Source organism: Amycolatopsis keratiniphila (assembly GCF_000400635.2).
Taxonomy (GTDB): domain Bacteria; phylum Actinomycetota; class Actinomycetes; order Mycobacteriales; family Pseudonocardiaceae; genus Amycolatopsis; species Amycolatopsis keratiniphila.
Genome location: NC_021252.1, coordinates 6712344 through 6737190 on the forward strand (window position 1 = coordinate 6712344; position 24847 = coordinate 6737190).

The 24847-nt window shown below is 68.7% G+C and carries 23 protein-coding genes; 11 read left to right on the forward strand and 12 right to left on the reverse strand.

Annotated elements, in window-relative coordinates; genetic code table 11:
* Nucleotides 1–10 precede the first annotated feature (10 nt).
* From AORI_RS70770 to AORI_RS70800, 7 genes are read right to left on the reverse strand one after another with little or no spacing between them, the layout of a single operon-like run.
* Nucleotides 11–382, reverse strand: a complete 372-nt coding sequence (locus AORI_RS70770) for an allophanate hydrolase-related protein (protein WP_016336261.1) — start codon at nt 380–382, stop codon at nt 11–13.
* On the reverse strand, nt 373–1815 hold the full coding sequence (locus AORI_RS70775) for an NCS2 family permease (protein WP_016336262.1): 1443 nt from the start codon (nt 1813–1815) through the stop codon (nt 373–375). Before AORI_RS70775 ends, AORI_RS70770 begins: the two co-directional genes overlap by 10 nt.
* A gap of 33 nt (nt 1816–1848) precedes the next feature.
* The gene (locus tag AORI_RS70780) at nt 1849–2343 is read right to left on the reverse strand and encodes a nucleoside deaminase (RefSeq protein WP_016336263.1); all 495 of its coding nucleotides are present in this window, start codon (nt 2341–2343) and stop codon (nt 1849–1851) included.
* Nucleotides 2344–2376: 33 nt separating this feature from the next.
* A complete protein-coding gene (pucD, locus tag AORI_RS70785) occupies nt 2377–4659 on the reverse strand; it encodes a xanthine dehydrogenase subunit D (protein WP_016336264.1) in 2283 nt (760 codons plus the stop codon).
* The gene (locus AORI_RS70790) at nt 4656–6005 is read right to left on the reverse strand and encodes an 8-oxoguanine deaminase (RefSeq protein WP_016336265.1); all 1350 of its coding nucleotides are present in this window, start codon (nt 6003–6005) and stop codon (nt 4656–4658) included. The genes pucD and AORI_RS70790 overlap by 4 nt, the downstream gene beginning before the upstream one ends.
* Complete coding sequence (locus AORI_RS70795; RefSeq protein ID WP_016336266.1) at nt 6002–6472, reverse strand: (2Fe-2S)-binding protein; 471 nt, start codon at nt 6470–6472, stop codon at nt 6002–6004. Before AORI_RS70795 ends, AORI_RS70790 begins: the two co-directional genes overlap by 4 nt.
* Complete coding sequence (locus AORI_RS70800) at nt 6463–7332, reverse strand: FAD binding domain-containing protein (RefSeq protein WP_016336267.1); 870 nt, start codon at nt 7330–7332, stop codon at nt 6463–6465. The genes AORI_RS70795 and AORI_RS70800 overlap by 10 nt, the downstream gene beginning before the upstream one ends.
* A 136-nt stretch (nt 7333–7468) precedes the next feature.
* On the opposite strand from AORI_RS70800, the gene AORI_RS70805 reads away from it, so the two are divergent.
* The 5 genes from AORI_RS70805 (at nt 7469) to AORI_RS70825 (ending at nt 11899) form a co-directional block, all read left to right on the forward strand.
* Nucleotides 7469–8890: a PucR family transcriptional regulator gene (locus AORI_RS70805; RefSeq protein ID WP_016336268.1), complete on the forward strand. Its 1422-nt coding sequence runs from the start codon at nt 7469–7471 to the stop codon at nt 8888–8890.
* Between the two features lies 1 nt (nt 8891).
* Complete coding sequence (locus tag AORI_RS70810) at nt 8892–9374, forward strand: MarR family winged helix-turn-helix transcriptional regulator (RefSeq protein WP_016336269.1); 483 nt, start codon at nt 8892–8894, stop codon at nt 9372–9374.
* Nucleotides 9375–9410: 36 nt separating this feature from the next.
* On the forward strand, nt 9411–10016 hold the full coding sequence (locus AORI_RS70815) for a DsbA family protein (RefSeq protein ID WP_043848305.1): 606 nt from the start codon (nt 9411–9413) through the stop codon (nt 10014–10016).
* A gap of 9 nt (nt 10017–10025) precedes the next feature.
* Nucleotides 10026–10499, forward strand: a complete 474-nt coding sequence (locus tag AORI_RS70820; RefSeq protein ID WP_016336271.1) for a GNAT family N-acetyltransferase — start codon at nt 10026–10028, stop codon at nt 10497–10499.
* 146 nt (nt 10500–10645) lie between these two features.
* Nucleotides 10646–11899, forward strand: coding sequence for an HNH endonuclease signature motif containing protein (locus AORI_RS70825; RefSeq protein WP_016336272.1), 1254 nt, complete (start codon nt 10646–10648; stop codon nt 11897–11899).
* Between the two features lie 474 nt (nt 11900–12373).
* Here AORI_RS70825 and AORI_RS70830 read toward each other — a convergent pair whose 3' ends face one another.
* Complete coding sequence (locus AORI_RS70830) at nt 12374–12997, reverse strand: TetR/AcrR family transcriptional regulator (protein WP_016336273.1); 624 nt, start codon at nt 12995–12997, stop codon at nt 12374–12376.
* Between the two features lie 70 nt (nt 12998–13067).
* On the opposite strand from AORI_RS70830, the gene wzt reads away from it, so the two are divergent.
* Nucleotides 13068–13814: a galactan export ABC transporter ATP-binding subunit Wzt/RfbE gene (wzt, locus tag AORI_RS70835; protein WP_016336274.1), complete on the forward strand. Its 747-nt coding sequence runs from the start codon at nt 13068–13070 to the stop codon at nt 13812–13814.
* On the opposite strand, the gene AORI_RS70840 is transcribed toward wzt, so the two are convergent.
* Complete coding sequence (locus AORI_RS70840; protein WP_016336275.1) at nt 13793–14989, reverse strand: DUF6986 family protein; 1197 nt, start codon at nt 14987–14989, stop codon at nt 13793–13795. The genes wzt and AORI_RS70840 overlap by 22 nt on opposite strands.
* A 4-nt stretch (nt 14990–14993) precedes the next feature.
* Nucleotides 14994–16571, reverse strand: a complete 1578-nt coding sequence (gene aceB, locus AORI_RS70845) for a malate synthase A (RefSeq protein WP_016336276.1) — start codon at nt 16569–16571, stop codon at nt 14994–14996.
* Nucleotides 16572–16674: 103 nt separating this feature from the next.
* Between aceB and AORI_RS70850 the strand changes: the two genes are divergently transcribed.
* Complete coding sequence (locus AORI_RS70850) at nt 16675–17451, forward strand: IclR family transcriptional regulator (protein WP_016336277.1); 777 nt, start codon at nt 16675–16677, stop codon at nt 17449–17451.
* Here AORI_RS70850 and AORI_RS70855 read toward each other — a convergent pair.
* Entirely contained in the window at nt 17441–18172 is a 732-nt protein-coding gene (locus AORI_RS70855; RefSeq protein ID WP_043849091.1) for a TetR/AcrR family transcriptional regulator, read from the reverse strand. The two genes, AORI_RS70850 and AORI_RS70855, sit on opposite strands and share 11 nt — an antisense overlap.
* A 108-nt stretch (nt 18173–18280) precedes the next feature.
* Here AORI_RS70855 and AORI_RS70860 point away from each other — a divergent pair, with 108 nt between their 5' ends.
* The gene (locus AORI_RS70860) at nt 18281–19771 is read left to right on the forward strand and encodes an MFS transporter (RefSeq protein ID WP_016336279.1); all 1491 of its coding nucleotides are present in this window, start codon (nt 18281–18283) and stop codon (nt 19769–19771) included.
* A gap of 89 nt (nt 19772–19860) precedes the next feature.
* Nucleotides 19861–20517, forward strand: coding sequence for a hypothetical protein (locus tag AORI_RS70865; protein ID WP_016336280.1), 657 nt, complete (start codon nt 19861–19863; stop codon nt 20515–20517).
* Here the strand turns inward: AORI_RS70865 and ftsY are convergent.
* Nucleotides 20514–21824 (reverse strand): signal recognition particle-docking protein FtsY, encoded by a 1311-nt coding sequence (gene ftsY, locus AORI_RS70870; RefSeq protein WP_016336281.1) that lies wholly within the window; start codon nt 21822–21824, stop codon nt 20514–20516. The genes AORI_RS70865 and ftsY overlap by 4 nt on opposite strands.
* Before the next feature lie 152 nt (nt 21825–21976).
* Here ftsY and AORI_RS70875 point away from each other — a divergent pair, with 152 nt between their 5' ends.
* Together AORI_RS70875 and AORI_RS70880 are read left to right on the forward strand one after the other, a co-directional pair.
* The gene (locus AORI_RS70875; protein ID WP_016336282.1) at nt 21977–23185 is read left to right on the forward strand and encodes an anhydro-N-acetylmuramic acid kinase; all 1209 of its coding nucleotides are present in this window, start codon (nt 21977–21979) and stop codon (nt 23183–23185) included.
* 9 nt (nt 23186–23194) lie between these two features.
* Nucleotides 23195–24778 (forward strand): sodium:solute symporter, encoded by a 1584-nt coding sequence (locus AORI_RS70880; protein ID WP_016336283.1) that lies wholly within the window; start codon nt 23195–23197, stop codon nt 24776–24778.
* Nucleotides 24779–24847: the final 69 nt, after the last annotated feature.

Consider the following 24847-nt stretch of genomic DNA (forward strand, 5'->3'; position numbering starts at 1 on the left):
CACAGAACCCTTAGCGGGACGCCAGATACGCCCGCCAGTCCCCCACCGCGGAGATGTCCGTCAGGTCCGGTGAGTCCACATAGGACGAACGCAGGACGGTGGCGAGACAGGCCGCGCCGTCCTCCAGTTCGACGACGCCCAGTTCCAGTTCCGGCGGTTCGGCGGGAACGAGATGGTCCCGCAGTACCGTGAGTGGCAGGTCGTAGACCTCGCCCACGACGGACGCGGAACCGCCCTCGCGCATCGCCGGGAACCGGTCGCCCACGGAGAAGTAGTGATACTTGGGCGCCGAGCGGGCCACGCAGCACAGCGGCGCGCCCTGCAACTGTTCGTGCAGCGGTCCGCCGCGCATCCCGCCGCCGTTGAGGAACATCAGAACCACGACATGATCCCTTCGATCCCGAAGTACACCCCGAACACCGCGGCCAGGATCCCGAGGATCCAGCCGATCTCGCGGATCTTGCCCTTGCAGATCTTGATCAGCACGTAGGCGACCAGTCCGGCGCCGATCCCGTTGGTGATCGAGTAGGTGAACGGGATCAGCGCGATGGTCAGGAACACCGGGATCGCGAAATCCAGGTCCCGCCAAGGGATCCGCGCGCACTGCGCCATCATCATCCCGCCGATGACCACCAGCGCGGGCGCCGCCGCCTGTGCCGGGACGATGGCCGCGATCGGCGTCAGGAACAGTGTCGCGGTGAACAACCCGCCGGTGACGATGCTCGCCAGCCCGGTCCGCGCGCCTTCGCCGACGCCTGCCGCCGATTCGAGGAACACGGTGTTCGGCGCCGATCCGGTGACGCCGCCCGCCAGCGCGCCCGCGCCGTCGACCAGCAGGATCCGGCCCATCCCCTCGACCTTGCCGTTCTTGACCAGTCCGGCCTCCTCCGAGACCGACGTGATCGTGCCCATCGCGTCGAAGAAGCCGGAAAGCACCAGCGTGAACAGGAAGACCGCCGCGGTCACCGCGCCCGCCGAGCCGAACCCGCCGAAGAGATCGATGTCGCCCAGCAGGCTGAAATCGGGATGCGCCACGACCTGGTCGGGCACCTTGGGCTCGACCAGCCCCCAGCCTTCGACGTGGAACACGCTGTTGACCAGCACGGCGAGTCCGGTCGCGACCGCGATGCTGATCAGCACCGCGCCCGGAACCCCGCGGCTCACCAGCACGATCATCAGGAGCAGCCCGAGACAGAAGATCGCGATCGGCCAGCCTTCGAGGTGGCCGGCGATCCCCATCCGCACCGGCACCGTCGACTGCGCGGAATCCGGTGTCCTGGTCACGAATCCGGCGCTGACCAGGCCGACCAGCGCGATGTAGAGCCCGATGCCGACGGTGATCGCGACCTTGAGCGCCATCGGGATCGCGTTGATGATCCGTTCCCGGACCCCGGAAACGGCCATCAGCACGATGCAGAAGCCTTCGAGGACGACGAGCCCGAAGGCTTGCGCCCATGTCATCGCGGGCGCCATCTGGAAGGCGACGACACCGTTCACGCCGAGGCCCGCCGCGAGCGCCAGCGGCGCGTTGCCGACCAGGCCCATCAGGATCGTGGTGACGCCGGCCGCCAGCGCGGTCGCGGTGGTGATCGCCTCGGTGGTCAGCTTGGCACCGGTGATGTCGGCCGACGCGCCGAGGATGAGCGGGTTGAGCAACACGATGTAACACATCGCGACGAACGTGGTGATCCCGCCGCGCACCTCGCGGCCGATCGTGCTGCCGCGGTGGGAGATCTTGAACCAGCGGTCGAGCCCGGACAGCCGCCTCGGCTCGGACGAGGGCAGGTGGGGACGCTCTGTACCTAATTGGGTCATGCCTACTCCACAACGTTGTGGGGCGGGAAGAGACTAGTAAGCCTTCTTGTCGGGTTTCGACAGCCAGGCCTGGAAAGGCGCGAAAGAGTCCGGAAGGGACAGTTGGCCGACGGGTAGTGACCAGGTCTCGCGCGGGCGGGAAAAGAGGTCGTAGAACTCGCGGTCGTCGAAGCCCGCCTCGGCCGCGTCGTGGCGGTCCGCGGCGTAGACGACCTTGCCGACACGCGCCCAGAGCGCGGCGGAAAGGCAGAGCGGGCAAGGCTCGCAGGAGGTCACGAGGACGCAGCCGTCGAGCTTGTAGTCGCCGATCGCCTGGCAGGCCGCGCGGATCGCGACCACCTCGGCGTGCGCCGTCGGGTCCAGCGTCGGGGTCACCTGGTTGGTCCCGGTGGCCAGCACCGAACCGTCGCGGACGATCATCGCGCCGAACGGGCCACCGCCGTTTTCGACGTTCGCGGTGGCCAACTGGACGGCTTCGGCGAGCCATTTCTGCTCGTCGGACTCCGAAATGGACAAACGGGTACCCACGGATGTGCTCCTAGCTCGGAAAAGTACGGATTATCAGGTGCCGGTGAGGTGTTCGGGCCGCACCGGGACACGGGGCAGCGCGAGCCCGGTGGCCGCGCGGATGGCCGCGACGATCGCCGGGGTGGACGAGATCGTCGGCGGCTCGCCGACCCCGCGCAGACCATACGGGGCGTTGGGGTCGGGCCGTTCGAGGACGTCGACGTCCATCGGCGGCATGTCCAGCACGGTCGGGATCAGGTAGTCGGTGAACGACGGATTGCGGATCTTCCCGCCGTCGGTCTGGATCTCCTCCATCACCGCGAGCCCGAGCCCCTGCGCGGAGCCGCCCTGGATCTGGCCGAGCACCGCCTGCGGGTTCAGCGCCTTGCCGACGTCCTGCGCGCAGTCGAGCGCGACGACCTTGATCAGGCCGAGTTCGGTGTCGACGTCCACGACCGCGCGGTGTGCCGCGAAACCGTACTGGACATGCGCGTTCCCTTGCCCGGTCTCGGGATCGATGGGCACCGTCGGCCGGTGCCGCCATTCGACGGTCTCGTCGAAGACCTCGTCGCCGAGGACGTCGGCGAGGTCCGCGAGCACACTGCCGTCCGCGGAGACGACCTTGTTCGCGACGACGTTCAGCTTCCCGTCCGCGGCGAGCTTGCCCGCCAGGTGCTTGTGCAGCCCGGAGCGCACCGCGACGCACGCGGCCTGCACGGCGCCGCCGGTGACGTAACTCTGCCGGGAGGCCGACGTCGAACCGCCGTTGCCGATGTTGGTGTCCATCGGCAGGATCGTCACCTGTTCGATGCCGAGTTCGGTCCGCACGATCTGCTGCATGATCGTGACCAGCCCCTGGCCGACCTCGCAGGCCGCGGTGTGCACGGTCGCCGCGGGTTCGCCGCCGACGAGTTGCAGCCGCACGCGGGCCGTCGAGTAGTCGTCGAAACCCTCGGAGAAACAGATGTTCTTGATGCCGACCGCGTACCCCACACCGCGGACGACGCCTTCGCCGTGCGTGGTGTTGGAGACGCCGCCGGGCATGCGGCGCAGGTCGAGTTCCTCGTGCGCGACGGGCAACGGCTTGGCGCGCAGGCGTTCCAGCAGTTCGGCGACCGGTGCGGCCGAGTCGACGATCTGGCCGGTGGGCATGATACTGCCTTCGGCCATCGCGTTGCGGATCCGGATGTCCACCGGGTCGATGCCGCACGCCTCGGCGAGCTTGTCCATTTGGGACTCGTACGCGAAACCCGCCTGCACCGCGCCGAAACCACGCATCGCACCGCAGGGCGGGTTGTTGGTGTACACGCCCCAGCAATCGACCGAAGCACTATCCACATTGTACGGACCGACGCCGAGGGTGGCCGCGTTCGCCACCACCGCACCGGTGGACGACGCGTACGCGCCACCGTCGAGGTACAGCTTCGCCTTCACGTAGACGAGCCGGCCGTCCTTGTCGGCACCGTGCTCGTAGTACATCTTCGCGGGGTGGCGGTGCACGTGGCCGTAGAAGGATTCCTCGCGGTTGTAGACCATCTTGACCGGCTTGCCGGTGTGCAGCGCCAGCAGACACGCGTGGACCTGGATCGAGAGGTCCTCACGGCCGCCGAACGCGCCGCCGACCCCGCCGAGCGTCAGCCGGACCTTGTCCTTGGGCAGGCCCAGCGCGGCGACGATCTGCTGCTGGTCGACGTGGAGCCATTGCGTGGCGACGTACAGATCGACTCCGCCTTCGGTGTCCGGGATCGCCATCCCCGACTCCGGCCCGAGGAAGGCCTGGTCCTGCATGCCGACCTCGTAGACGCCGGACACCACGACGTCGGCCTTCACCGACTGGTCGCCGTGGCGGATCTTGGCGTACCGCACGACGTTTCCGCCGGGGTGCAGTTCGGCGCCCTCACCGGCGGCGGCCTTCTCGGAATCCGTCACCGGTTCGAGGACCTCGTAAGAGACCTTGATCCGTTTCATCGCACGACGCGCGGTCTCGGGGTGGTCCGCGGCGACGAGCGCGACGGGCTCTCCCTGGTAGCGCACGACGTCGACGGCGAGCACCGGCTGATCCGCGTGCTCCAGGCCGTACTTGTTCACGCCGGGCACGTCTTCGTGCGTCAGCACCGCGTACACCCCTTGCACCGCAAGGGCTTCGGTGATGTCGATACCGGTGATCCGCGCGTACGGATGCGGGCTGCGCAGCGTCGCGCCCCACAGCATGTCCTCGTGCCACAGGTCCGAGGAGTAGGCGAACTCACCGCGGACCTTGACCGTGCCGTCGGGCCGGCGCGGGCTCGACCCCACGCCGTTCTCGGTGGTCTGCTTGGAGACTTCAGTGGTGGTCATACCGTCTCCCTCAGCCGGGCACTGGCCACGGCCAGCTCACGGGCGATCTCGTCTTCGGATTCCTCGCGCAGGGTTCCGCGCTCGACGACGGTCGCGCCGCCGACGTACAGCCGCTCGACCGGCGGGGTCGTGCCGAGCACCAGGGCGGCGACCGGATCGGTGATCCCGGCGTAGTTCAGGCCGTTCAGGTTCCAGACCGCGAGATCGGCGAGCTTGCCGGCCTCGATCGAGCCCAGGTCCTTCTGCCTGCCGAGGCAGCGGGCGCCGCCCATCGTGCCCATCCACAGCGCTTCCCGCGTGGTCAGCCCGCGCGGTCCGCCGCGCTGCCGCGCCTGCAACAGCGCCTGGTGCAGTTCCTCGCCGAGGCCACCGGATTCGTTGGACGCAGCACCGTCGGCGCCGAGGCCGACGGGCACCCCGGCGTCGAGCAGTTGCCGGACCGGGGCGATCCCGGCGCCGATCCGCCCGTTGGACGTCGGGCAGTGCGCCGCGCCGGTGCCGGTGGCGCCCATCCGCCGGATCGCCTCCGGGGCGAGGTGGATCGAATGCGCGAGCCAGACGTCCTCCGCGAGCCAGCCGAGTTTGTCGGCGTATTCGGCCGGGGTGCAGCCGACTTCGGCGAGGCACTGCTTCTCCTCGTCGACCGTCTCGGCGAGATGCGTGTGAAGCCGGACGCCCTTGCGGCGCGCCAATTCCGCCGCGCCGGTCATCAGCCGCTCGCTCACCGAGAACGGCGAGCACGGGCCGGCCGCGATCTGCAGATGCGCGCCGGCGGAGTCGTCGTGGAAACGGTCGATCGCGGCTTCGGTACCGAGCAGCGCGGCCTCGGTCTCCTCGACGAGGTTGTCCGGCGGGAGCCCGCCCTGTGACTCGCCGCGGTCCATCGAGCCGCGCACGACGTGCAACCGCACGCCGACGCGGATCCTGGCGGCGGCGAGGGCTTCGACCTGATCGCCACCGTCACGCGGGAAGACGTAGTGGTGGTCGGCGACCGTGGTGCAGCCGGTGGTCGCGAGCCGGGTCAGCCCGGCCGTGGCCGCCGCGTGCGTGATCTCGGCGTCGAGCCTGCCCCACACCGGGTACAGCGCGACCAGCCATTCGAAGAGCGTGTGGTCGGCGGCGAGACCGCGCGTGGCCCATTGGTAGAGGTGATGGTGGGTGTTGATCAGGCCGGGCGTGACCAGGCAGCCGGACCCGTCGACGCGTTCGTCGTACTCGCCGTCGGGCGCCTTGCCCGCGCCGACCGACGCGATGCGGTCGTTCTCGATGACGACGTGGCCCGAAGCGTGCTCGGTGCCCGCACCGTCGACGGTGGCGATCGCGGCGTTCTCGATGACGGTCTTCACGTGGTCTCTCCCCTGGTCGCGGCCAACCGGACGGCGTCGAGGATCTTCTCGTATCCGGTACACCGGCAGAGGTTCCCCGCCAGGGCCTCGCGAATCTCCTCGTCGGCGGGGTTTTCGACCCGGTTGAGCAGATCGTGCGCGGCCACCACGAGGCCGGGGGTGCAGAAGCCACATTGGACGGCTCCGGCGTCCACAAAGGACTGCTGGACGCGGTCCAGCTCGTCACCGTCGGCGAGTCCTTCGACCGTGCGGACCTCGCGGCCCTCGACCTGGCCGGCCGCGACCAGGCACGAACACACTGGGACATTGTCGAGGTACACCGTGCAGGAGCCGCATTCGCCCTGCTCACAGGCGTTCTTGGAGCCGGGGAGGCCGAGCCGCTCGCGGAGCACGTACAGCAGGCTCTCGCCCTCCCAGACGTCGTCGGCCTGGCGGGACTCGCCGTTGATCGTCACGTTCACGCGCACTCGCGTTCACCCTTCTGGAAGTCGTTCCACGCCCAGGTCAGCGTCCGCCGCGCCAGGACGGACAACGCGTGTTTGCGGTAATCGGCGCTGCCGCGGACGTCGTCGATCGGCGACGCCGCCTCCGACACCAGCTCGCCGAACCGGCGTTTGACGGAATCCGTGATCGAAGCCTTGGTGGACCAGGGAAGTTCGGCACCGAGGAACTCCTCCGCCGCCGTCGCGCGACGCGGGGTCGGCGCCGCCGAGCCGACCGCCGCGCGGATCTCGCGCGTGTCCAGGTGCAGTGCCAGCGCGAACGAGCAGACCGCGATGACCATCGCGTTGCGCGTGCCGACCTTCGCGAACTGCTGCGGGCCGGCCTCGGCGGGCAGGTGCACCGCGGTGATCAGCTCGTCGGATTCGAGGGCGTTGCGCTTGACGCCGAGGTAGAACTCCTCGGCCGGGATCAGCCGGATCCCGCGTACCGACGCGACCTCGACCTCGGCGCCCAGTACGAGCAGCACGGGATGCGTGTCACCGGCGGGCGAGGCGGCACCGAGGTTGCCGCCGACGGTGCCCCGGTTGCGGATCTGGGGCGAGCCGACGGTGCGGGAGGCCATCGCCAGCGCGGGCAGAACTTCACCCAGCTCAGCGATCACCCGGACGTAGGGCACCGAGGCGCCGAGGCGGATCTTGCCGTCGGTCTCGGTCCACTCGGCGAGTTCGGTGACGCGGTTGAGGTCGAGCAGCGCGCCGGGGCGGCGGTGGTCGAAGTTGAGCTCCACCATGACGTCCGTACCACCCGCGATGGGCACCGCGTCGGGTCGCTCGGCCTTGACGGCGAGCGCCTCGGTCAGCGAGCTGGGGCGCAGGAAATCCACTCTCGGGCTCCTCGGTTCGGCGGCGATCTGTGACGGCTGACTCAGTAGACGCCCTGCGCCCGTATGGCGGCAACGGTGCCGAAGCATGAAATCTCCCCTGCACACGCCGGTCGATTTGTGCTTTCCTACAAACCTGATGACGACCGTGAAAACTCTGCTGGCGCTGCCCGGGTTGCGCTTGCGCGTGCGCGCCGGGACGGCTCTGCTCGACCGTCCGGTGTCCCGGATCTACGTCACCGAGCTGCCCGATCCCGGGCGGTACGTGTCGGCGGGTGAATTCGTCCTGAGCGGGTTGCTGTGGTGGCGCGGGCCGGGCGATTCCGAGGCCTTCGTCGCCGCGCTGGCGAAGGCCGGGGCCGCGGCGCTGGCGGCGTCCGGTGCGGATTCCGACGGCATTCCCGAGGATCTCGTCGAAGCCTGTACCCGGCACGGGATCCCGTTGCTGGAAGTGCCGGCGGATCTGTCGTTCTCGGTCGTCACCGAACGCGTGGTGCTGGCGTTGGCGGCGGCCGCGGAAGGCGCGCGCAAACGTTTGCTTTCAGCGGCGACGGAAGACGCGTCGGTGGAGACGCTGCTGGAGCGGGCGCGCGCCGAGATCGGTCTCCCCTGCTGGGTGGAACCCGCCGGCACGGCGTCGGAACTCGTGCGGCGGTTCGTCGCCGCGGGCGGGCGTTCCCTGGAGGCGGACGACGTCTCGGTCCGCCCCGTCGGGGGCAGGCACGCGGTGCCGTGGCTGCTCGCGATCGGCGGCGCACTGACCGCCGCCCAGGCGGACATCGCCGAGGAACTCGCCGGGCTGATCGGGCTCGCGCGCACGCGGGCGGATGAGGTCCGCGCGGTCACCGACCGGGTGGTCGAACCGTTGCTCGCCGCGCTCGACGAGGGAAGCGATCCGCACGCGGCGCTGACCGCGACCGGGCTGCGCGGCGATCTGCGGTTCGTCGTCGCGCGCACCGAAGGATCCGAAGCGGCACGCGGCGTCCTGACGGAACTCCTGCCCCCGGGCGCGCTGGTCGGTCCCGCAGGCGAAACCACCTGGGCGGTGGCCGAGGACGACGGCGAGTGGCCGGAAGAGTGGCCCGCCACCGTGACCGCCGCACTGTCCACAGTGGAGTCGTTACTGCCGTGCCGCCGGGTGCTGATCGGGATCAGCGACCGTTCCCCTGTCTCGGTACTGAGGGGCGCGAAGGAGGTCGCGCGTTACGCGCTGGCCGTGGCGGCGGAACGACCCGGGACGATCGAGGTCGTCCCCGGCGGCGAGATCGGCATGCACCGGCTGCTGCTGGCTGGTACCCCCGACGACCTGCGGGCGGCATTGCGGCGACGGGTGCTGGGGCCGTTGCTGAGCTACGACGCCGAGCAGGGCACCGATCTGGTGCACACTTTGCGCGTCTTCCTCGAATGCTCCGGCTCGCCGACGCGGGCCGCGCGAGAGCTGCACGTCCACGTCAACACGCTGCGGTACCGGATCGGGCGCGCGAGCGAACTGCTCGGCACCGATCTGACCGAGTTCACCGAACAGCTCGACGTCTATTTGGCCTTGTCGGCAGGGAGCTGAAATGGGCATCACCACGGCGAAAGAAGCCGCCTACGACCCGCGTGTGCTCGCCTTCGGCCGGATGATGGGCGCGGCGAACCGGCTCGAATACCTGCTCGGCCGCGCACTGGAGGCCGAATGCGGGATCTCGCACCTGATGTTCGAGGTCCTCCTGATCGTCGGCAGGGCCGGCGAGGCCGGGATGAGCATGCGGGCGATCGCGCAGGAGCAGGTGCTGACCACCGGCGGCGCGACGCGGCTGGTCGACCGGATGACCACGCACGGTCTGGTCGTGCGTTCCTCCGATCCGCAGGACCGCCGCGTCCAGCTCGTGCGGCTGACCGCGCACGGCGAAGAGACGACGGTGCGGGCCGCGCGGGTGCACGTCGAGAACATCCAGCGGCTCTTCCTCGACCCGCTGCCCGCCGACCACCGCGAACGGTTCGCCCAGGACCTGCGGACGCTGAGCCACTCGGCACGTGACGCACTCCCCAAGCTCCGCTAGGAATACCTGACGAGTCAGATATCGTTGAGTCTCGACATGAAGCTCATCTATGTCTTCGACGCGTACTGCGGCTGGTCTTACGGGTTCGCCCGCACCATGGCCGACGTCGCGCACCGGCATCCGGACCTGCCGGTCGAAGTGGTTTCCGGCGGCCTGTTCCTCGGCGGGCGCCGGGTGCCGATCCGGCAGTTCGGCTACGTCCAGGGAGCCAACGCCGAGATCACCCGCCGCACCGGCGCGCCGTTCGGGGAAAGCTACGAACGGCTGATCGCGGACGGCGAGTTCGTCATGGACTCCGAGGCCGCCGCCTGCGGGATGGCGGCGTTGCGCGAGGTCGCGCCGGACCGCGCGGTGCGACTCGCGGCACTGCTACAGGAAGCCTTCTACCTCGACGGGCTGAGCCTTTCCGAGGTCTCGACCTATCGCGTGGTCGCGCAGCGCGCGGGCCTGGACGGCGACGCCGTCGAGGCCGCACTGGACCGGGTTTCCGCCGCGGACGACTTCCGGCGCGCGCGGGAACTCGGCGTCACGGGCTATCCGACGCTACTGGCCGACCTTCCCGGGGAACGGATCGTGACGCTGGTCGCCGGGAACGCGAGTGCGGACGAAGTGGAGCGGCGGATCGGCGCGCTGGTTTCCTAGACTTCGCGCATGACGCTTCGACCGGCTACATCCGCGGACGCTGACGCCGTCGCGAAGATCTGGCACCAGGGCTGGCAGGACGGTCACCTCGGCAACGTGCCCGACGCGCTCGTCCGGATCCGCACCCGCGAGTCGTTCTGGACCCGGGCCGCGGAGCGGGTCGGCGACACGACCGTCGCCGTGCTGGACGGTGAGGTGGCGGGTTTCGTGATGGTCGTCGGGGATGAAGTCGAACAGGTTTATGTTTCGTCGGGCCATCGCGGGAGCGGGGTGGCCGGGGCTCTGCTCGCCGAAGCGGAACGGCTGGTGCGGGCGGGTGGACATGGGCGCGCTTGGCTCGCGGTGGCGCCGGGGAATGCGCGGGCGCGGCGGTTTTACGAACGGTGCGGATGGGTTGACGAGGGCGAGTTCGACAATCGGGTCGCCGGACCGGATGGGCTGGTTTCGGTTCCCTGCCTGCGTTACGCGAAGCCTCTCGCTTGAGTTCCGCATTTAGAGAACTAAATGCGGGCGTTCGCCTTGCGTGAGCTTCATGCGGGGCGTTATCACCCGTCAGTGTTGTTCGTACAGTTTGGCTTGTTGCTTAAAATTACGAACACGTGTTCGACGTATTGCGGTATTATTGAGGGGTGTCCGAGACCTTTCTCCCCGAACTGCCGCAGGAGTTGTGGCGCGCCGGCAAGCTGGAGCTTGCTCATGGCGTGCAGCAGTTCTTGCAGGTGATTCGCATGGCCACTGCCGGATTGGGGCAGTTTCTGGCGGAGATCGAGTCTCGTGGCGTCAAAGACTTATACGGGCATGGCAGCACGGCCAGCTGGTTCGCGGAGATGGCCGGGCTGTCGCGCGGCGAAGCGGGCGCGGTGGTGAAGCGGGCGATCGCCCTGAATCCCACCCGGGCGTTGGATGGCACGGAGGTTCCGCCTGTCGCTCCCGCTACTGCCGCGGTCGCCGCTCAGGGGTTGGTCGGGGATGAGCGGATCGATCAGATCCTGGAGATCTTGAAAAACCTCCCCGCCGACACCTCGGCTGAGGATCGGGCGGTCGCGGAGAAGATCCTCGCGAACCTCGCCCCGAACGCCGGACCCCGGCAACTCTCCAACGCCGAGACGAAACTGATGGGTTGGCTCAACCCCGACGGCAACGAGCCGAAAGATCCAGAGCCCAAGGAACCACGCCGGGAAATCACCCTGGAACGCCGCCGGGACGGCTTCTGGAAACTCACCGGCCTCCTCGACGACGAGACCGGTACCCGCACCGCCGCCGCCCTGGAAGCACACGCCCAACCACGGCCGGTGAACGAGTTCGGCCAAGCGGATCTGCGGATGAAGTGCGAGCGCATGGGAGACGCCTGGGCTGAGCTCCTGGACCTGGCCATCGCCTGCCCGGACCAGCCCGGTACCAGCGGCTATCGCACCCTCGTCCATGTCACCATCGGACTTGAGGAACTCAAATCGGGTCTCGGGACCGCGTGCCTCGACTTCGTCGGGACGATGACCGCCCGCGAGGCGCGGCTGGCCGCCTGCGATTGCCTGATGTTGCCGGTCGTGATGAGCGGCTCGGGTGAGCCGTTGGATATGGGGCGGCTGAGACGGTTCGTCACGCCGGGCCAGAGACGCGCGTTGAACATCCGCGACGGTGGCTGCGCCTTCCCCGGCTGCCATCGGAAACCCAAGAACTGCCACGCTCATCATATCGAGCACTGGGCAGACGGCGGACCGACAGACCTCCGGAATCTCGTGCTGCTCTGCAGTTTCCATCATCGGCTGATCCACCACGGCGACTGGGAAGTACGCATGGCCGCCGACGGGTTACCGGAGTTCATCCCACCCCAATACCGAGATCCGCTCCGACAACCCCGGCGCAACACTCTGCATCACGTCTGAACCCCGAGGAGCCCGCCAGCCACCCAGGCGACGGGCCCCTCGGCATGCCCAGCGCCGGTGACCGTGTGGATTTCTGGTCATCCAACGCCCCAAAATCCACACAGTCCACCGCCAAAGACCGGCACTCGACCGAGCCGAGATCCTCAGGACTTGTTGAGGGGCAAGTCAAACGTGTCGTGTTCGTGATCGAGGCCTCCGCCGGGGTGAAAGCTCCCTTGGCCGCGTCCGACGCGGCCAAGGGAGCCTTCGACCCGGGGTCGTGAGTGGCGATGCTCGTTCTAACCCTCTTTGCCACTCACGACTGCCCGCGAAACCGGACATACAGGCACAACACAGGCACATGCCACCCGGAAGTGACCACTGTGGACACCAAAAGGCCCCAGGCGCCACATTTGACTTACCCCTCAATACTTCGGCGACGAAAACCTCCGTCCACAGAAAGACCCACCACCGGACGGCCTACCCGGATCCCGCCTAAGCCGACTCCAGATAAGCCAAAGCCATCTCGGTCGTCTCACTCGCCCAAACATCCCAGCTCAGCCCATCGGACCAGAACCGCCCACTGGCCGCCCGGTGCACACAGGATCCGATGATGGTCCGGCTCGCCATCCGGATCGCCCGCTCCCCGTCCGCCCGGCGGACCTCGTCGAGACAAGGCCGAGCCGCCTCCACGAAATCGCGCTGGATCGTGGCCAGCGCTTGGAGGCCGCGGTCCCGTCCTTCGGCGCGCTGGTTGTCGAGCAGCTCGGAGAAGATCCGGTCGTGGCGGGCGAAGGTCCCCGCCAGAGCGCGGGTGAACGCGCCGACGACCCCGCGCAACCCGGGCTCCGCGGAGCCGAGTGCTTCGCCGACACCGGATTCCAGCTGTCCGAGCAGTTGGTCTTTCACGGCGTACAGCAGCTGGTTCTTACCGGAAAACCGGCGATAGATCGCGCCGACCGACATCCCCGCCTGCTCGGCGACCGCCGCGACGGTGAGCTCCTCGAAGCCCTGGCTTGCCAGGACGTGCTCGGCGGCGGCCAGCACCTTCTGGAGTGACTCCCGGCTGCGGGCTTGCTGCGGCGGCCGGAAGCCCTGATCGACGGATGACTGACTCACCGGCCGGACGTTACCACAAACGCGAATGATAACTTCCGTTCGCATCTGACGAGCGCGAGGAGGACGGCCCGTGGTGAGCATCGAAGTACAGGACGCCTACGTCGATTTCCCGATCTTCGACGCCAAGACCCGGTCGCTGAAGAAACAGGTGCTCGGCAAGGTCGGCGGCAAGATCGGCACCGGCGCGAAGGTCCCGATCATCGAGGCCCTGCGGGACATCTCCCTGTCACTGGGCGAGGGCGATCGCGTCGGCCTGGTCGGGCACAACGGCGCCGGGAAGTCCACTCTCCTGCGGCTGCTGTCCGGAATCTACGAGCCGACCAGGGGCAGCGCGCGGGTCGTCGGGCGGATCGCGCCGGTGTTCGACCTCGGGGTGGGGCTGGATCCCGAGGTCTCGGGCCACGAGAACATCCTGATCCGCGGCCTGTTCCTCGGCATGAGCCGCAGGAAGATGGAGAAGCGGGTCGACGACATCGCCGAGTTCACCGAGCTGGGCGACTACTTGCACCTACCGCTGCGCACCTACTCCGCCGGCATGCGGGTGCGGCTCGCGCTCGGCGTGGTGACCACCATCGACCCCGAGATCCTCATTCTCGACGAGGGTCTCGGCGCGATCGACGCCGCGTTCCTCACCAAGGCACGCGAACGGCTGGTCGACCTCGCCCGCCGTTCGGGTGTCCTGGTGTTCGCCTCGCATTCCGACGAGCTGCTGCGCGAACTGTGCACCACCGCCGTCTGGATGGAGGAAGGCCGGATCCGCGCTCGCGGCTCACTGGACGAAATTCTCGCCGAGTATCACGCGGTCCTTCGCGCGTAGCCGTCCAGCTCCGCCCGGGAGAACGAAAGCTCCCCCGCGTCCACGGCTCCGCAATCCAGTCCCCGCAACAAGAAGCTCGCCAGAGCCTGCGCGGTCGCCGGTTCGTCCAGCACGCCTCGCCCGGTCTGGTCGGCGTAGTCCCGCAGGCGGCCCAGCGCGGCAGGGAAACCCTCACGGAAGAACGCGTACGTGGCGGCGAACCGGGTGGGCAGCTGGTGCGGATGCAGATCCCAGCCCTGGTAGAAACCGCGCTCCAGCGAGCGCCGCACCAAGCGCAGATGTTCGCGCCAGGCCGGGAGGATCGCGTCGCCCACGGGCAGTTTGTTCGTCGAGCCGTCCGAAAGCCGGACACCGGTGCCCGCGGCCGAAACCTGCATGAGCTGCTTGGCGAAATCGGCGGCCGGGTGTTCCATGCTCTGGTACTCGGCGCTGATCCCGAGCCCGGCGCTGTAGTCGTAGGTGCCGTAGTGCAGGCCGGAACAGCGGCCGCGCGCGGCGTCGATGATCCGCGGGACCGCCACGGTCCCGTCGACGTCCACAACGGACTGCGCGGTCTCGATCTGGACTTCGAACCGCAACGCGCCCTCTGCCAGGCCGTACGCGGATTCGAGGCGCTCCAGGACATCCGCCGCCACTTCGACCTGCTCGACGGCGGTCACCTTCGGCAGCGTGACGACGAAACCTTCCGGCAGCGGCCCGCTTTCCAGCAATCCGGCCAGGAAGAGATCGAGCGTGCGGATGCCGCGACGACGGGTCGCGGCTTCGAAGCTCTTGAACCGGATGCCGACGAACGGAGTGCCGCCCGTGACGGCGAGCGTCCGCCCCGCGGCGAGCGCGATGGCGTCTTCTTCCTCGTCGCCAGGCCTGCCGAGGCCGTCCTCGAAATCGATCCGCAGATCTTCGATCGGCTCGGTCAGTAGTTTGGTCCGGACCCGGTCGGCGATGTCCGCGTCCAGGCCCAGCTGATCGGCGTGCTCACCGAAGACCCGCAGCGCCTGCTTGCCCCAATCCGCCACGAGCCGCGTCTTGTACTGCGACGCGGGCACGTACACGGTGTGCACGGGCTGGCGGCCGGGCGGCTCGCCGGGGTACTTGGCCGTGACGCGCGCGTCCGCCTCGGCGAGGCGCGCGTCAGCGGCGGTGTAGACGTCCTCGGTGAGCCGCCCGTTTCCCATTTGTCTACTTGATCCGTTCGTAGGCGGGCAGGGTCAGGAAGTCCGGGAACTCGTCGGCGAGCGCGACCTGCTCGAACAGCTCGACGGCGGGCTCCAGCAGTTCCGGCTTGATCTCCGCCGCGAGTTCGCCGCGGACCTCGGCCAGCACGCCGCGCACCAGTTCGGCGGTGACCTTGTCGCCGGTGTCGAGCTGCGTGCCGTTGCGCACCCACTGCCACACCTGCGAACGCGAGATCTCCGCGGTGGCGGCGTCCTCCATCAGGTTGTGGATGGCCGCCGCGCCGTTTCCGCTCAGCCAGGAGGCGATGTAGCGGATACCGACGTCGACGGCGGCGCGCAGACCGGCCGCGGTGGCGGCACCCGGCGTCGAGGCCGCGTCGAGCAGCTGGTCGGCGGTGACGGACACCTCGTCGCGGGTGCGGTCGAGCTGGTTCGGCTTGTCGCCGAGGACCTTGTCGAACTCCTCGCGGCAGATGTCCACCATGCCGGGGTGCGCGACCCAGGAACCGTCGAAGCCGTCGCCGGCCTCACGGCTCTTGTCGGCGCGGACCTTGTCGAGCGCCGCGGCGGTGACTTCCGGGTCCTTGCGGTTCGGGATGAACGCGGCCATACCGCCGATCGCGAACGCGCCGCGCTTGTGACAGGTGCGCACCAGCAGTTCGGTGTACGCGCGCATGAACGGCGCGGTCATGGTGACCGAGTTGCGGTCCGGCAGGACGAACTTCTCGCCCGCGTCACGGAAGTACTTGATGACGCTGAACAGGTAGTCCCAGCGGCCGGCGTTGAGACCGGAGGCGTGCTCGCGCAGTTCGTAGAGGATCTCTTCCATCTCGAACGCGGCCGGGATGGTCTCGATCAGCACGGTCGCGCGGACGGTGCCGTGCTCGATGCCGAGCGTCTTCTCCGAGTGGGTGAAGACGTCGTTCCAGAGCCGGGCTTCGAGGTGGCTCTCCATCTTCGGCAGGTAGAAGTACGGGCCCTTGCCGCGGTTGAGCAGCTCCTGCGCGTTGTGGAAGAAGTGCAGACCGAAGTCGACCAGCGCGCCGACGGCCTGGCGCCCGCCGAAGGAAAGGCCGCGCTCGTCGAGGTGCCAGCCGCGCGGACGCACGACGATGGTCGCGTGCTCGACGTCGTCCTTCAGCGCGTAGCTCTTGCCACCGCTCTCCAGCGTGATGGTCTCGCGGACCGCGTCGTACAGGTTGACCTGGCCGGAGACGACGTTCGCCCAGTGCGGCGTGTTGGCGTCTTCGAGGTCGGCGAGCCAGACCTTGGCGCCGGAGTTCAGCGCGTTGATGGTCATCTTGCGGTCGGTCGGACCGGTGATCTCGACGCGGCGATCGCGCAGGGCGGGCGGGGCCTCGGCGACCTTCCAGTCGCCCTCGCGGATCTCCTTGGTCTCGGGCAGGAAGTCCAGCTTGCCGGTGACCCTGGCCTCCTCGCGGCGCTTGCTCCTGGCCTGCAGCAGCTCGTCGCGGCGGGCGGCGAAGGCCTCGTGCAGGCCGGCGAGGAAGGCGAGCGCCTCCGGCGTGAGGATTTCGTCCCCGCGCTCGACCGGATCGCCGAGCACCTGAGCTTCAGACATGAGTAACACCCCGAGTTCGGATAAATAACGTCCCTACGGTTTTACATGACGGACTATAGTTTCTGCATAGCGGAACATCAACGCCGACGTAAGGAGTACCACGGTGGCAGCGGAGAAGAACGGGCGCGATGGCGGCGTCCAGTCACTTCAGCGGGCCTTCGAGCTCCTCGAGCATCTCGCGGACACCGGCGGGGAGGCCAGTCTTTCGGAGCTGGCGACCCTGTCCGGGCTGCCGATGCCGACCATCCACCGGCTGATCAGGACGCTGGTGGACCTGGGCTACGTCCGGCAGAACACCAACCGCCGGTACGCGCTGGGCGCCCGCCTCATCCGGCTGGGTGAGAACGCCAGCATGCAGTTCGGCTCGTGGGCGCGCCCGCTGCTCGCGGAACTGGTCGACGAGGTGGGCGAGACCGCGAACCTCGCCGTCCTGGAGCGGGACGAGGTCGTGTACGTCGCACAGGTGCCGTCGAAGCACTCGATGCGGATGTTCACCGAGGTCGGGCGGCGGCTCCTGCCGCACGGCACCGGCGTGGGCAAGGCGATGCTGGCACATCTGCCGTCCGAAGACGTCACGGCGCTGCTCACCCGGACGGGGATGCCCTCCTACACCGAGCACACCTTCACCGACGAGGACGCGCTGCTGCGCGAGCTGGCGAAGATCGCCCAGCAGGGTTACGCGCTCGACGAAGCGGAGCAGGAACTGGGCGTCCGTTGCGTGGCCGTCGCGGTCCCGGGCGCGCCGGTGCCGGCGGCGGTCTCGGTGTCCGGGCCTTCGGGGCGGCTCACGATGGAGGCCGTCGAGCGGATCGCGCCCGTCGTCCAGCGGATCGCGACCTCGCTCGGCTCGACCCTTTCGAAGGACGGCGTCACCGTTTGAGCCTGGTCTCCAAACCGTCGAGCATCCTGTCCAGCCCGTAGCGGAACTTCTCGTCGCGGAGCCGGACGGGATCGGCTTCGACCTCTCCCCTGGCCAGCATTTCCCGCTGGTGCGGGTGTTCTCGCGCCGCCTCCTCGACGGCGGGACGCAGACGTTCCGCCCACTGGCGCTCGCTCTGGCCGCTCCTCGCGACGGTCGTGAGCCAGGCCGCCTCCGTCGTCCCCATGCCGATCACGTAGGAGATGACCGCGCTGATCGCCTGATCCGCCTCGTCTCCGGGGAAGCCCGCGCGCACGAAGACGCCCAGCAGCCGCTCGTTGAGCCGCATGACGTTCGGCCCGAGGTACGACAGGCCGACCGAGCCGAGCAGTGAAGCCACCCACGGGTGCCGCAGGATCATCGCGCGGACGCTTTCCGCCCCTACGACGGCCGCTTCCCGCCACCGCGCCGGATCATCGCCGTCCGGCACGGTGATCTCGCCGTAGACCTCGTCGACGACCAGTTCGATCAGCTCGTCACGGTTGGCCACGTGCCGGTACAGCGAGGTCGCGCCCGCGTTCAGTGCGGTGCCCAGCCTGCGCATGCTCAGCGCGTCGACGCCTTCGACGTCCAGGAGCCGGACGGCCTCGGCCACGATCTGCGCCTGGCTCAACGCGGGCTGATCCCGCTTCCGGCGAGGGCGGGTCCACACCGACTGGATCGGCTGTTCATCGACTGACATGCCGTCCACTCTAGCGCACGAAGTACCCCCTTGCGTACGCCGTTTCGTTTTGCGTACAGTGTGCGCATCAGCCGAACAACGTACGCAAACACTTCTGGGGGTTTCCCGATGAACGTGCCCATCCGCGATCCACGACGCTGGTGGATCCTGATCGTCCTGTGCCTGAGCACGCTCGTGCTGGTCGTCGACAACATGGTGCTGACCGTCGCCGTGCCGCCGCTGGCCGAAGATCTCGGTGCGAGCGCCCAGGACACGCAATGGATCCTGGATTCCTACATCCTGGTGTTCGCCGGGCTGCTGCTCACCTCGGGAAGCCTCGGCGACCGATTCGGGCGCCGGAAGGTGATGCTCATCGGCCTCCTCTTGTTCGGGGTGGCCTCACTCGTGGCGGCGTTCGCCACGAACCCGCTCGAACTGATCGCGTCCCGCGCGGTGATGGGTGTCGGCGGCGCACTGATCATGCCGAGCACCCTGTCGATCCTGATCACCGTCTTCGACGACGAGGAACGCCGCAAGGCGATGGCGGCCTGGAGCGCGGTCGCGATGATCGGCCTGATCGGCGGCCCGGTGCTGGGCGGCGTGCTGATCGCGTGGTTCTGGTGGGGCGCGGTGTTCCTGATCAACGTGCCGATCGTCGTCATCGCGGTGATCGCCGCGCTCACCCTGATGCCGGAGTCCAAGGGCCCGTGGCAGAAGCCGGACCCGCTCGGCGCCGTCCTCTCCGCGGCGGGCATGGTCTCGCTGGTCTGGACGATCATCGAGCTGCCCAAGCACGGCTTCGCCGAAGCCGGAACCCTGATCCCGCTGGCGGTCGCGATCGTGTGCCTGACCGGTTTCGTGTTCTGGGAGCGGCACACGCCGTCGCCGATGGTCCCGCTGAAGCTGTTCCGCAAACGCAACTTCAGCGGCGGCAGCCTGTCGCTCACGCTGGTGCAGATCGGCAACGGCGGGCTGCTGCTGCTCCTGACCCAGTACCTGCAGTTCGTGCTCGGCTACACGCCGACCGAGGCGGGTCTGGCGTTCATCCCGATGGCCGTCGCGTCGCTGCTGTTCAACACCCTCGGCGCCACGCTGGGCCAGAAGATCGGCAACCGGGCACTGACCACGGTCGGCATGATCGTGATGGCGGGCGGCTTCGGCCTGCTCGCGACGATGTCGGCGAACGAAGGCTTCCTCCTGCCCGCGGCCGCGCTGTTCCTGCTCGGCGCGGGTGGCGGGGTGGCGATGCCGGCGGCGATCGCGGCGCTGATGGGCGAGGTCCCGGAGGAACAGGCGGGGGTCGGCTCCGCGCTCAACGACACGATCCAGCAGCTGGGCGCCGCGCTCGGCATCGCGATCCTGGGCAGCATCGTGTCGAGCCTGTTCACCTCGCATATGCCCGAATCCGCCCCGGCGCAGGCGCGGCTTTCGATCGGCGACGCCTTCGCGACCGGTAACGACGGCCTCATCGCCGCGGCCCGCGAGTCGTTCACCTCTGCGATGTCGACGACGTTCCTGGCGAGCGCGGCAGGCGTGCTGGCCGCGGCGGTGGTCGCGTTCCTGGTGATGCGGGACAAGAAGACCGCACCGGTTTCGCCGGACGAGACGGTCTCCGTCTGACGAAAGCCCGTGAAGGCCCCTCTTTCGGCTCAGCCGGAGGAGGGGCCTTCGCCGTAGCCTCGAAATGGGCCGAGCGAAGGGGACGTCGGATGGTCGAACCTGTGATCGCGTGGATCGGGAAGAAGGTCGTTGATTCGACGGCTGACCGGCTGGTGGCCGCGGGCGACCGGAAGACACGGCGTCACGATCTCAGCGTCGACGGCGCCGAACCGACCAGCGATCTCGACATCATCGTGGACTACACCTTGCCGTACTGGCGGGGCGCCAAGGCTCCGGTGGAGGTGATCCTGCGGCGGATCGAGGGCTCCGCCGTGAACCTGATCGTGCGAATGGTGCTCAAGGAGACCGCCCGCCTCAGGCTGAAGCGGGGTACCTACGACATCACGGCGACAGTGCTCGAACTATCCCCTGTTCGCGACCAAGCGACCCAGCACGCCGTCGGAAGAGAGCGGGTCTGGCTGGGCCACAATCGCACCAAGAAGGTCCGCATCCGACCGGTGCCGGTGCTCGTCCAAGCGCCCAAGCCTGCACGCAAGACCTCCGCGGCCCCTCAGCACACGCTGCCCGATCTGCCTCCCGGAGGCCGGCGGATCGGGCAGCCGTCCGGTAAACCTCGGGCGCTGGACCTCACGACCTGCTGTTCGTGCGGCGCCCCCGCCCTGTACTTCGGACTTTGCCAAAACCATCTCTACATCGTCATGACCGCCATGCGGCTGAAGTTCCCTCCGGCCAAGGCAAGTGACTAGCTGCTGAGCAGGGCCTCGACGAACGCGCCCGGCTCGAACGGCGCCAGGTCGTCCGGCCCCTCACCGAGGCCGACCAGCTTCACCGGCACCCCGAGTTCACGCTGCACCTGGAAGACGATGCCGCCCTTCGCGGTGCCGTCCAGTTTGGTCAGCACGATGCCGGTGACGTCGATGACCTCCGAGAACACGCGGGCCTGCATCAGCCCGTTCTGCCCGGTGGTGGCGTCGAGCACCAGCAGCACCTCGTCGACCTTCGCCTGCTTCTCGACGACTCGCTTGACCTTGCCCAGCTCGTCCATCAGGCCGGTCTTGGTGTGCAGTCGGCCGGCGGTGTCGACCAGGACCGTGTCCACGCCCGCCTCGGTGCCGCGTTTGACGGCGTCGAAGGCGACCGCCGCCGGGTCCGCGCCTTCCTTGCCGCGCACGACCTCGGCGCCCACGCGCTCGGCCCACGTCTGGAGCTGGTCCGCCGCGGCGGCGCGGAAGGTGTCGGCCGCGCCGAGCACCACGGTGCTGCCCTGCGCGACGAGCACGCGGGCGAGTTTGCCGGTGGTGGTGGTCTTGCCGGTGCCGTTGACCCCGGCGACCAGCACGACGGCGGGCTGCTTCTTCCCGTCGACGGTGTGCGGCAGCGCGCGGACGGCCCGCACGGCGTCGGTCGACAGGGCGGCGGTCAGCACCTCCTGCAAGACCGCGCGCGCCTCCTCCGACGTCCGCACGGCGCGGCGCTTCAGCTCGTCGCGAAGCCGCTCGACGATCTCGGTGGTCGTCGCGGCGCCCAGATCCGCCATGAGCAGCGTGTCCTCGACGTCCTGCCAAGAGTCCTCGTCGAGGTCGCCGGCACCCAGCAGGCCGAGCAGGCTCTGCCCGAACACCGAACGGGACTTGCCCAGCCTGCCGCGCAGCCGCTCCAGACGTCCGGCGGCCGGGGCGATCTCCTCGGCGGGCGCGGGTGCCGCTTCCTCAGGGGCCTCGGCGGGTTCGGGAAGTTCGACATCGCGCACCGTGCGTTGCGCGGAATCCCTCGGCACCGCCGCGTCGTCCCCGACGGCGGGCTGGCCGTCGGTCTCCGGGCGATCCTCGACCGGGTGTTCCGGCTCCTCGGTCTTCTCCTCGCCGCCGGGGGCGAGCGCGATCCCGCCTGTCGCGGTATAACCGCCGCCCTTCGGCTTCTCGACGACGTCGGCAGCCTTGGACTCGTCCAGGCTGATCCGGCGGCGGCGCGCGATGAGCAGCCCGGCCACCAGAACGGCGACCAGGACCACGACGGCAACGACAACGATCCAGAACCAGGGGGTACTCGACACGGCGCCATCCTCGCATCCGCACCCCGCCGCGCTCAGACGCCCCACGGGAAGCAAGCCGATCTTGTCAAGCACCCACTGGATAGGACTCATTTCGGACAAGAAGAAACGGTCGCGCTTGCGCGGTCTCCGGACCGAGGGCTAGACCACTTCGAATGACGGTTCTCTCCGGCACTGGGGTCCGGATCATCGGGCTCATCTCCGGCACCTCGATCGACGGTATCGACGTGGCGGCCGCCGAACTGCGCGCCGACGGGGACACGGTGGTGCTCTCCCCGCTCGGCCAGCTCGAAATCCCTTATCCCGAACCACTCCGCGAAGACTTGCTCGCCGCCCTCCCGCCGAATCCCTGCGACGCCGAGCAGCTCACGAAACTCGACACCCTGGTGGGCCAGGCCTTCGCCGAGGCGGCCGCACGCGGCGTCGAGGAGCTGGCGGGCGGCGAAGCGGACGTCGTCGCTTCGCTGGGCCAGACGGTGTTCCACTGGGTCGAAGACGGCACCGCGCGCGGCACGTTGCAACTGGGGAACCCGGCGTGGATCGCCGAACGCACCGGACTGCCGGTGGTGGCCGACCTCCGTGTCCGCGACGTCGCCGCCGGCGGGCACGGCGCACCGCTCGCCAGCACGATGGACGCGTTGTGGCTACGGGAAATGGCCATGCTCGGCCCGGTCGCGGCACTGAACATCGGCGGGATCGCGAACATCACGGTGGTCCCCGCCGATGGCGCCGTCCTGGCCTACGACACGGGTCCCGGCAACGCCCTAATGGACATCGCGGCACATCGCGCCACCGGCCGTCATGCCGATATCGACGGCGCGCTCGCCCTTCGCGGCACGGTCCGGCCCGACCTGCTGGCGAAGCTCCTGCTCGACCCGTACTACGCGGCCGCGCCACCGAAGTCGACCGGCAAGGAGCTCTTCCACGGCGCGTACCTCGACGCGGCGCTCGACGGGCTCCCGCCGGTCGGCGCGGAAGATCTCCTGGCGACGCTGACCGAACTGACCGCGGTGACGATCGCCGCGGAATGCCGCCGCCACGACATCACCACGCTGATCGTCTCCGGCGGCGGCGCCGACAACCCGGCACTGACGGCCGCGCTCACCAGGAACCTGCCGGGCACGGCGCTGAAGACCAGCGACGACCACGGGCTGCCGCGCGCGGGCAAAGAGGCATACCTGACCATTCTGCTCGGCTGGCTGACGTGGTCCGGCGTCCCGGGGAACCTCCCGTCGGCGACCGGCGCCCGCGGCCACCGGTTGCTCGGCAGCATCACCCCGGGCGCGGGCCCCCTGCGGCTCCCCGCCCCGCATACCTCAACCGTGACCCGGCTACGGGTAGCGGCGAAGACCGGCGAGCGATAGGAGATACGGATGCGCGCACTTGACCTCGCGATCATCGGGCTTTTTCTGGTCGGCATGCCCTTGCTGGGCGTCTGGATCGGCGGCAAACAGAAATCCGGCTCCGACTACTTCGTCGGTGAAGGCAAGATCTCCTGGTGGGTGGCCTGCCTTTCGGTGGTCTCCGCGGAGACGTCCACCCTCACCGTGCTCTCCGTGCCGACGGTGGCCTACATCGCCACCCCCGGCGACGGCGGGATGACCTACCTCGCCCTCGCCATCGGCTACATCGCCGGCCGGATCGTGGTGTCGATGGTGCTGTTGCCGCGTTACGTGGCGGGCAACCTGGTCACCGCGTACGCCTTCCTCGGCAAGCGTTTCGGCAGCGGACTGCAGGGCACCGCGTCGGTGACGTTCCTGCTCACCCGCACGCTGGCCGACGGTATCCGGCTGTTCGCCACCGCGATCCCGATCAAGGTGGTGATGGCCGCCTACGGCCTGAACGTCTCGTACTGGACCATCGTGGTCGGGCTCGGCATCGCGATGGTGCTCTACAGCTTCTTCGGCGGCGTCCGCGCGGTCGTCTGGGTCGACGCGATCCAGATGCTCTGGTACATCCTCGGCGCGGTCGTGGTGATCTGGGCGATCTCCGGCAGGCTGCCGGACGGCTGGTTCGGCAAGGCCGTCGACGCGAACAAGTTCCAGATCTTCGACTTCTCCTCGAACATGCTCACCGGGCAGTACGCGTTCTTCACCGCGCTGATCGGCGGCGCGGTGCTCTCGATGGCCTCGCACGGCTCCGACCAGCTGATCGTGCAGCGCCTTCAGTCCACCAACGACCTGCGTGCCGCCCGGAAGGCGTTGGTCGCCAGCGGTTTCGTGGTGTTCCTGCAGTTCGCGCTGTTCCTGTTCATCGGTGTGCTGCTGTGGGCGCTCTACAACGGCCTCAACCCGACCAAGCCGAAGCCGGAAGGCCTCGGGCTGGCCAACAAGGACGAACTGTTCGCCAACTTCATCGTGAACGACCTGCCGAGCGGCCTGTCCGGGTTCGTGATCGCCGGAATCCTCGCCGCGGCACTGAGTTCGTCGCTCGGCGCGCTGGCGTCGTCGACGGTGACCGACGTCTACGAACGGGTGATCGGCCGGGAACTCCCGGAAGCCGAACGGCTGAAGCACGGCCGGATCTGGACGATCGTCTGGGCGGGCGCGCTGATCCTGTGCGCGGGTTTCTTCGCCTCCTCCAACAAGACCTCGGCCGATCCGATCGTGGTGCAGGCGCTCGGCATCACCGGGTACACCTACGGCGCGTTGCTCGGCGCGTTCCTCCTCGGCCTGCTGTTCAAGCGGGCGAGGCAGGCGGACGCGATCGTGGCGTTCGTGTCCACGGTGATCGTGATGGCGTTCATCATCCTGGGCGTCAAGTTCAACAAACCGGACGGCAGCCTGATCGGTATCGACTTCAGCAAGTCGTCCGGGAACACGGTGGCGCTGGCGTGGCCGTGGTACACGCTGTGCGGTGTGGTGATCACGCTCGTGGTGGGCGGGCTGCTTTCGCTGCGGCACAGGAGTGTGGACCCGCTGGCGGAGCCGGACGTGAAGGAGTCCACTCCGGCTTAGCCACCCTCCCGTAAATGTCATGAAAGGGCCGTTCAGGACGTTATTTGTCCTGAACGGCCCTTTCATGAC